The organism is Actinotalea sp. (assembly GCF_041597215.1).
Taxonomy (GTDB): Bacteria; Actinomycetota; Actinomycetes; order Actinomycetales; family Cellulomonadaceae; genus Actinotalea.
Genome location: NZ_JBFHHB010000136.1, coordinates 1 through 8,564 on the forward strand (window position 1 = coordinate 1; position 8,564 = coordinate 8,564).

General features: G+C 70.3%; 8 protein-coding genes. 1 reads left to right on the forward strand and 7 read right to left on the reverse strand.

Annotation, left to right across the window (positions count from 1 at the left end; translation table 11 throughout):
- The 6 genes from ABWK99_RS10445 to ABWK99_RS10470 all read right to left on the reverse strand — a co-directional run.
- Window positions 1–1,021 (reverse strand): ABC transporter substrate-binding protein (locus ABWK99_RS10445; RefSeq protein WP_372594649.1); only part of this gene is annotated, 1,021 nt, incomplete at its 3' end.
- A gap of 363 nt (window positions 1,022–1,384) precedes the next feature.
- Window positions 1,385–1,684 carry a DUF1905 domain-containing protein gene (locus tag ABWK99_RS10450; protein ID WP_372594643.1) on the reverse strand — a complete coding sequence of 100 codons (300 nt, stop codon included), beginning with the start codon at window positions 1,682–1,684 and terminating at the stop codon, window positions 1,385–1,387.
- An 86-nt stretch (window positions 1,685–1,770) separates the two neighbouring features.
- Window positions 1,771–4,029 carry a beta-glucosidase gene (locus ABWK99_RS10455; RefSeq protein WP_372594644.1) on the reverse strand — a complete coding sequence of 753 codons (2,259 nt, stop codon included), beginning with the start codon at window positions 4,027–4,029 and terminating at the stop codon, window positions 1,771–1,773.
- Window positions 4,026–4,874: a carbohydrate ABC transporter permease gene (locus ABWK99_RS10460; RefSeq protein ID WP_372594650.1), complete on the reverse strand. Its 849-nt coding sequence runs from the start codon at window positions 4,872–4,874 to the stop codon at window positions 4,026–4,028. The genes ABWK99_RS10455 and ABWK99_RS10460 overlap by 4 nt, the downstream gene beginning before the upstream one ends.
- Before the next feature lie 43 nt (window positions 4,875–4,917).
- On the reverse strand, window positions 4,918–5,823 hold the full coding sequence (locus tag ABWK99_RS10465) for a carbohydrate ABC transporter permease (protein WP_372594645.1): 906 nt from the start codon (window positions 5,821–5,823) through the stop codon (window positions 4,918–4,920).
- Complete coding sequence (locus ABWK99_RS10470) at window positions 5,820–7,154, reverse strand: extracellular solute-binding protein (protein ID WP_372594646.1); 1,335 nt, start codon at window positions 7,152–7,154, stop codon at window positions 5,820–5,822. The genes ABWK99_RS10465 and ABWK99_RS10470 overlap by 4 nt, the downstream gene beginning before the upstream one ends.
- Window positions 7,155–7,308: 154 nt before the next feature.
- Between ABWK99_RS10470 and ABWK99_RS10475 the strand changes: the two genes are divergently transcribed.
- Window positions 7,309–8,355, forward strand: a complete 1,047-nt coding sequence (locus ABWK99_RS10475; RefSeq protein WP_372594647.1) for a LacI family DNA-binding transcriptional regulator — start codon at window positions 7,309–7,311, stop codon at window positions 8,353–8,355.
- Here ABWK99_RS10475 and ABWK99_RS10480 read toward each other — a convergent pair.
- Window positions 8,318–8,564: hypothetical protein (locus tag ABWK99_RS10480; RefSeq protein ID WP_372594648.1), on the reverse strand; the 247-nt coding region annotated here is incomplete at its 5' end. The two genes, ABWK99_RS10475 and ABWK99_RS10480, sit on opposite strands and share 38 nt — an antisense overlap.

The window sequence follows — 8,564 nt, forward strand, 5'->3', positions numbered from 1 at the left end:
CCTTGGCGACGAAGGCCTTGATCTGCTGCTCAGGAGCGGTCAGCCACGCGGCCAGCTCACGAGCCTCCTCCGGGTGCGCGCCCTGGGTCGGGACCGTCAGGAACGAGCCACCCCAGTTGCCACCGCCACCGGGGAAGGTGTCGGCGATGTCCCAGCCCTCGACGCCAGCAGCGTTGCCCTCGATGACACCGAGCATCCAGCCCGGGCACAGCATCGTGGCGAAGCCGTCGTTCTGGAACGCGTTGGTCCAGTCCTCGCTCCACTGCGCGTACCGGGCCGAGAGCCCGTCCGTCACCGCGGCGGTCAGGACGGTGTCGTAGATCTCCCGCGCCTGGGTGTTGTCGGCGAGCGGGATGGGGGTGCCGTCGCTCTCCTCGTAGGCGTTCTCGACCTGGTTGATCATGCCCTGGTAGATGGCGCCTGCGGAGTCGAACCACGGGATGCCGGAGGCGGCGGTGAAGTCCTTGCCCGCGTCGAAGTAGTCCTGCCAGGTCGAGCCGAGCAGGTCCGCGACCTCGTCGCGGTCCGTGGGCAGGCCGGCGGCGGCGAACAGGTCGGAGCGGTAGCAGACACCCTCCGGGCCGATGTCCGTGCCGTAGCCCAGGAGCTGACCGTCCGTCGTGGTGGCCTGCGCGACCTTCCAGTCCAGCCAACGGCCCTCGACGTCGTCGCTGGTGAGGTCGACGAACTTGTCGGGGTACTGCATGAGCTCGGGCAACCAGTCGACCTCGATGGCCTCGATGTCGGACAGTCCGGAGCCGGCGGCGAGCCGGGTGTTGAGGTTGTCGCGCGCCTCGTTGGAGGTCGCGGCCTTCTTCTGCTCGACCGTGATGTTCGGGTTGAGCTCCATGTACTCGGTGATCAGGTCCTCGTAGCCGAACTCGTTGAACGTCGCGACCGTGAGGGTGATCTTCTCGTCACCCCCGGTGCCCGACCCGCCGTCCGAGGTGTCGGTGTCACCGGCGCTGCTGCAGCCGGCCGCGACCAGTGCGAGGCCGAGCGTGCCGGCGCTGATCGCCATCCACGACTTGTTGGTTCTCCGCACGTCTGACTCCTTTGTCATCGAGGCGACCAGGCCGCCTCAGCAGGGCCCACCGCCCGAGGATGTCCTCGGAGGTGCTTCCGGGGTTCTCGCGTCACCGTCGGGGAGGCGGCGCTGCGAGCCCCGGGGCGAGAGAGCGTTCTCTCGCGCTGAGATAACGCTCTCTCAGGTCCGGCGCCGCGTCAAGACCTGTGATGAGATCGTGACCCTCGGCGACGGTTCCCCGGCCCCTCGTCCCCCGCGGGAGACCGTCGACCCACCCCCCACGATCGACCCCTCGGGGCCATCGCGCGACCGCAGCGATCGACCGGGCACGAGGACCCCGATCGGTGCGCGAGCCCGTCAGACGTCGACGAGTCTGAGCCGGACGCGCAGGGACCCGTCGACCTCCAGGCCCTCCGCCCGGCGCACCGCCTTCTTGATCGGCAGGACGTACGTGCCTGCCTTCGAGTCGGGGAAGATCGAGGTCCGCCAGGTGGTCGCGCCGACGGACACCTCGACCCGCAGCGAGCCGAACCCCCGTGCGGTCGGCCCGGCGAGGTCGAGGACCTCGTCGGCTACGTCCGTCGGCAGGCTCACGAAGGTCCAGCTGTCGGTGCGCGCCTGCCACTGCCACAGCACGGCGTCGAACTCGTAGCCCATCGGTACTCCAGCAGGTCGGCGGTTCACCGCATCCTCGCACGCCCGTCCGACGGCGACGCCGGGCGCCGGGCGCCCGGCGTCCGGGATCAGGAGACCGGCAGGCTCGCCGCCGGTCCGCGCACCGCGCAGCTGATCTCGATCGCGGCCGGATCGCCGTGGAAGGTGCCGACCTCGAGCCTCAGCTCTCCGGCGAAGGGCACCCAGGTGCCGGCCCCGACGTCCCAGGTGTCCAGGGCCGACGTCCGGAGCCGGACGTCGACCGCTGCCCGACCCCCGGCGTCGACCTCGACGCGGGCGAAACCGAGGAGCTCGCGCACGGGCCGCTCGGGATCGGACGGGACCCGTGTCCCGTAGACCTGGACCACCTGGGACCCGGCCCGCGGTCCGGGGCACTCCAGGTGGGCGCGGACCAGGAGCCCGTCGGCGTCCGTGCGCGCCTGTGCGGCGGTCAGGGTCACGGGGGCGTAGCCGAGACCGAAGCCGAAGGGGTACCGCGGTGCGACGCCGGCACGGTCGAGCAGGCGGTAGCCGTACCACCGGTCGTACTCCACGGCAGCGGCCGCACGGTCGAACGCCTGCAGGTGCGAGGTCGCGCGCGGGACCACGAAGGGCAGTCGCCCGCCCGGCTCGACGAGCCCCAGCAGGACGTCGGCGAGGGCGTCCCCGCCCTCCATGCCGGAGTACCAGCTCAGCAGGACCGCGGCGGGCAGGTCCACCCACGGGTCGACGACGACGGCGCTCCCCGCCACCACGACGACGACCGTCCGCGGGTTCACCTCGCAGACCGCCCTGATGAGGTCCTCGTGCTCGCGCGGCAGCCGCAGCTCGGCCCGGTCCCCACCGCTGCCCGAGCCGAAGGTCCCCGCGTTGCGGCGCTGGGCCGCCTCGAACGCCTCGACGAGAGCGGGGTCCTCCGCGGGAGGGAACACCAGGTCGATCAGGCTCCGGTTTCCGTCGTCGACGTACTCGCCCTCGTCCCGCGCTGTGTACCCGACGACGACGACAGCTGTCTCGCAGCGCGCCGCAGCGAGCCGCGCGGGCTCGAGGGCATCGGTGGCCTGCACGACGACGCGCTCCTCGCCGAGCGCGTTCCGGAGCCCAGCGACCACGGTCGAGACCTCCGGTGCACGCACGTGCGAGGACCCGAAGTCACCGGTGTTGACCAGGTCGGCCAGGCTGCCGATCACAGCGACGGACCCGAGCGCTGCGGCGTCGAGCGGGAGCACCGGTGTCCCGGCGAGGGGGGCGTTGCGCAGCAGGACAGCGGACCGCTGCGCGGTACGGCGCGCGAGGGAGCGGTGCTCCGCGCTCGCGACCACGGACACCGGGGGCACGGCCGCCGTCACCTGCGCCGCGAAGCGCAGCTGCATCCGCAGGATCCGTTCGCAGGCCCGGTCGACGTCCGCGAGGTCGAGCGAGCCGTCCTCGAGAGCCGCGGGAAGCACCTGGGCACGTTGCTGCCGGAAGGGCATCTCGACGTCCAGCCCGGCGCGCAGGGAGTCGATCGGGTCCCGGAGCCCGTAGATGAAGTCCGAGACGACGAAGCCCTCGAAGCCCCACTCCTGGCGCAGCACCGTGGTCAGCAGCTCCGGGCTCTGCCCGGCCCACTGCCCGTTGACCGCGTTGTAGGCGCTCATCACCGAGGCGGCGCCCGCGTCGATCACCTGACGGAAGTGCGGGAGGTAGACCTCACGGAGCACGTCGCCCGCGACGCTGACGTCGACGGTGAAGCGAGCGTTCTCCATCGAGTTGAGGGCGAAGTGCTTGACGCAGCCCATGACGTGCTCCTGGGCGCCTCGCAGGAGGGCCTCCCCCATGGCGCCGAGGAGCACCGGGTCCTCGCCGTAGGTCTCCTGCGCGCGACCCCAGGCCGGGTGGCGCAGGAGGTTGATGCACACCCCGCCGAAGTAGTTGCCGCCCTGAGCGCGGATCTCGGCGCCGATCGCCCTGCCGATCTCCCGCTCGAGCTCGATGTCCCAGGTGGCACCGCGCGCCATCGCGACGGGGAAGCTCGTGGACCGGCCGACGACGCAGCCACGCGGTCCGTCGGCGAACCGGATCCCGGGGATCCCGAGCCGGTCGACCTGCCCGGCGACGATCGGCTCGGTGTTGTAGCCCTGCTCGTAGAAGCCCAGCATCCCCTTCCAGAACTCCCCGTCCCCGTCGAGCAGCCCGAGCTTCTCCTCGGTCGTCAGCTGCGCCAGGAGGAGGCGCACCTGGCCGACCTCGTCCGCACCTGCTCGCAGGGCGTCGACCGAGTCGTCAAAGCTGTGAGGCATCAGGGAGTCCTTCGGGTTGGTGGTGCTCAGGTACGGGGACGAGGCGACGCTCAGGGGTCTGCTCACTTGCCGAACCCGGCCGTCATCCCGGCCAGCAGCTGCCTGCGGCCGAACACGTACAGGGCGAGGATCGGCAGGCTGGAGAGCACCACCGCGGCGATGACCGCCGGCACGTTGATCGTGAACATGCCCTGGTAGGACGTGAGCGCGAGCGGGAGCACCCGCGTCTCGGGGCTCTGCGTGAGGATCAGCGGGAACAGGAACCCGTTCCACACGTTGAGGCCGTCGTAGATGGCGACCGTGACGATCGCCGGGCGGCTCAGCGGCACGGCGAGCCGCAGCATCGTCTGCCACTCGCTCGCTCCGTCGATCCGCATCGCCTCGAACAGCGGCCCCGGGATGTCCCTCAGGAAGTTCACCAGGATGAGCACGGTGATCGGCAGGGCGAACGTGACCGAGGGAAGGATGATCGCGAGCAGGTTGTCGTACAGACCCGCCTTCACGATCATCAGGTAGATCGGGATGATCGTGGCCTGGAGCGGGATGGCCAGACCGAGCAGCAGGACGTTGAACACCCGGCGGGTCCGCGGGCCCGGAGCGCGCACGATCGTGTACGCGCACAGGTACCCGACCACGACGATGATCAGCACCGCCGAGACGGTCACCACCGCGGAGTTGAGCAGGTAGCGCCAGAAGTCGTTCTCCAGCACGAGGCGGTAGTTGTCGAGGGTCGGGTTGCTCGGCGGGACCAGCGGGTGGTCACCGAAGAACCCCTGCTGGGTCCGCACGCTCGTGATGACGATCCAGTACAGCGGGATCGCCACGATCACGAACCACAGCCCCGACAGGATGCCGCCGGCCACATTGGGCCGAGCGCCGTGGGGCGCACGGGCGGGCTGCGACCTGATCATCTTGACCGGCGCCGTCCGAGTGGGGGCAGTCGTGGTCATCGGGTCACTCTCCGTCCAGCTGGCTCTCCATCCGGGAGAACCCGGAGGCGGTGGAGATCGTGAGGGACAGCACCATCCCGAGGACGACCAGCACGACGGCGATCGCACTGGCGAGGCCCATCTGGTTGCCGGTGAACCCGGTCAGGTACATGTCGAGGGGAAGGATGCGGGTCGCGTTGCCGGGCCCGCCCTGGGTGAGGATGTAGATGAGGTCGAAGTACGTCAGGGCACCCACGAGCATCAGCGTCGACGACGTGACGATCGTGTACCGCAGCTGCGGGAGGGTGATCGCCAGGAACTGCCTGACCCGTCCGGCACCGTCGATGGCGGCCGCCTCGTAGAGGGACTGCGGGACCTGACGGGCGCCGCCTTGGTAGAGCAGCGTGTGGAACGGGATGAACTGCCACGCGATGATGAACGCGACCGTCACGAACACCCGGTCCGGATCCCCGAGCCAGTTCTGGTTGAGCCACGCCAGCCCCGGGCCGGCGAAGAGGCCGAAGTTCGGGTCCAGCAGGTTCCGGAAGGCGATCGCGATGGCGGCGGAGGACAGCAGCAGCGGGACGAAGTAGACGACCGCGAGGATCTCGCGGTACCGCTGCCTGCCGGCGAGGAAGACCCCGAGCAGGATCGAGACGGGGGTCTGCACGGCCCAGGTCAGCACCATGAGCTGGACCGTGAGCCACAGTGCGTGCCCGGTGTCGTGCGTGGTCAGCAGCGCACGCCAGTTGTCCAGGCCGACCCACGTCGGGTCGCCCAGCCCGCTCCACTCGGTGAAGCTCAACCACACCGCTGCCCCCAGGGGCACGATCGCGAAGGTGGCGAAGAAGACGAGCGCCGGGAGGGTGAGGAGCACCGAGGGGCCGGACCGACGCACAGGCCCGGCCCCTCGCTCGCTGTGTGCGGTCATCCCTGAGCCGCGGCGTCCATGTTCTCGGAGAACTCCTGCGGAGTGATCTGGAGCAGGAAGACCTGCTCCAGGTTCGTCAGGAGCGCTTCAGCCTGTGCCGCGTCGAGCGCCTGGTCCCAGGAGAGCTGGAAGTTGCCCGCGGCCTCGGCCGTCTCGTAGATGAAGGCGTTCCACTCCGGGGCGGAGGACGCGGCGATCGCGTCCTCGACACCGGAGATCGGCGGGACGGCACCGGTGTCGACCAGCTCGGCGATGTAGGTGTCGTCGAAGACCCCGTGCATCAGCCAGTCGGTGGCGTTGGCCTTGGCCGCGTCCGACGCCCCGGCCGAGACCTGGAAGTACGAGGACAGGTTGCCCGTCACGTTCGCCGGGTCCCCCGTGCCGCCGGCCACCGTCGGGAAGGTCGTCCAGCCGAGCTTGCCCTGCTCGAGGAACTCCGGGGCCCCGCTGAGGAAGGTGCCGGAGTACGCCCAGGCGCCCATGAGCTCCATGGCGGCCTTGCCGCTGTAGACCAGCGCCTCGGCAGCCCCCTGGTTGGCGTCGATCGAGGAGTACCCGTCGACGAAGCCGTCGGCCTCGACGAGCTCCTGGATCATCGTGTTGGCCTGGATGATGGCCGGGTCCTTCCAGGCGTCGGGCTCCCCCGCCACGACGGCGTCGAAGACCTCGGGGCCACCGATCCGGTCGGTGAGGTAGGCGATCCACATGAGGTACGGCCAGCGGCTCGCTCCGCCGACCGAGAACGGCGCGATGCCCTGCGCGTTGAGCTCCTCGACCGCGGCCATGGTCTCGTCCCATGTCGTGGGAACCTCGACACCTGCCTGCTCGAAGACGTCCTTGTTGTAGTAGATGACCACGGGCTGCACGCCGTTGTACGGGGTGCCGTAGATCGTGCCGTCGACGGTGCCGCCCTTGAGGACGGAGGGGAAGATCCGGTCGCGCAGCGCCGGCTCGGCGTCGTAGGCGTCCTGCAGGGAGGCGACCTCACCGGCGTCGACGTAGGTCTTCAGGCCGCCGCCGCCCCAGCCGGAGAACACCGAGGGCCCCTCCCCCGCGCTGACAGCCGTGCGCAGCTTGGACTTGTACGGGTCGTTCTCGAAGACCTGCAGCTCGATCTGCCCCTCGGCGTGATCGGCGTTCCACCGATCGATCGAGGCCTGCAGCACGTCATCCGTGCCGGCCGTGACCCAGACGGTCGTCACGTCCCCCGCGCCGGCGGCCGTTGCCGCTCCGTCGCCGGTGTCGTCGGTCCCGCCGCTGCATCCCGCGGTCACCAGCAGTGCGCCCGCCGCGACAATCGCGCCGAGCCGCCGGAGTGGCTTCTTTGCCATGCGTGTCTCCTCACATCACCGTGTCGATCGAGTCGAACCTCAGTTTCGCAAGTTCATTTCACTTCCGATCTGAACTTGCGCAACTTTCGAGGCGAAGTTACGCTACGAATCGGCACAGGTCAAGTGCCTCCACGTCCTGGTCGAAGGGAAGACGATGGCAGGGGACACGACGCAGCGCGAGGCTCGTCCGGGACGGACCCGGGCGACCCTCCAGGACATCGCAGCCGAGGCGGGGGTCTCGGTGCCCACGGTCTCCAAGGTGGTCAAGGGCCGGTCCGACGTCGCCCCCGCCACCCGCGCCAGGATCCAGGCCCTGCTCGACGAGCACGGGTACACCCCGCGCAACCGCGCCTCCGCACGGACCCCGACCCCCACCCCCCGCGTGGTCGAGCTGTGCTTCGACACGATGGACTCGACGAACAACCTCGCGACGATGCGGGGCGTCCTCGGACTCGCCGATCGCGAGGGAGTCGAGGTCGTCGTCAAGATCGCGCCCCACACCAAGGGCCCTGCCTGGGCGGACGAGGTCGTCTCCGCCCACCACGCGGGCGTGATCCTGGTGACCTCCCTCCTGGACGAGGCGCAGCAGGAGCGGTTCGCCGAGGCGCGCGTCCCCGTCGTCGTGATCGACCCGGTCAACGTGCCAACGGACTCGATCCCCTCGGTCGGGGTGAACAACTTCACCGGTGGGTACCTCGCGACGAAGCACCTGCTCGAGCTCGGGCACAGGCGGATCGCGATGATCCAGGGCATCGCGAGCGAGTGCGCGCAGGCGCGTTTCGCCGGCTACCACGCGGCTCTGCGCGAGCACGGGGTCGTGCCTCCCGACGCGTACGACGAACGCGGGGAGTTCCGGTTCGAGCAGGGCCGCCAGGCCGCCCTGCGTCTGCTCGACCTCGGGGAGCCACCGACAGCGATCTTCGCCGCCAACGACCTCGAGGCCCTCGGCGTGCTCGACGCCGCCAGGACACGTGGCGTGCGGGTCCCCGAGGACCTCTCCCTCGTCGGATTCGACGACGCGCTCCAGGCGACGTCAGCCTCCCCACGCCTCACCACCGTGCGCCAGCCCTTCAGCGAGATCGGGTCGACGGCGCTCCAGGTGCTGCTCCAGCTCGCGAACGACGTCCCCCTGGCGACCAACCGGCTCGAGCTCTCGACCCAGCTCATCGTGCGGGAGTCGACGGCGGCTCCTCCGTCCTGAGTCCCGACCGTCCCGTCGCACGACGGGCAGCACGCCGACTCCTCATCGCCTTCTCCCCCGCGTCGACCGCGAGGACGACCACCGGGGTGAGCAGGGCCACAGCGCCGCCCGCGAGCCCGGGCAGGTCCTGGCCCAGTGCGGCCGCGACCGGGCCCACCAGCAGGGTGATCGCCGAGAAGCCCAGCCCGACGAGCACGGCCGGGCCAAGA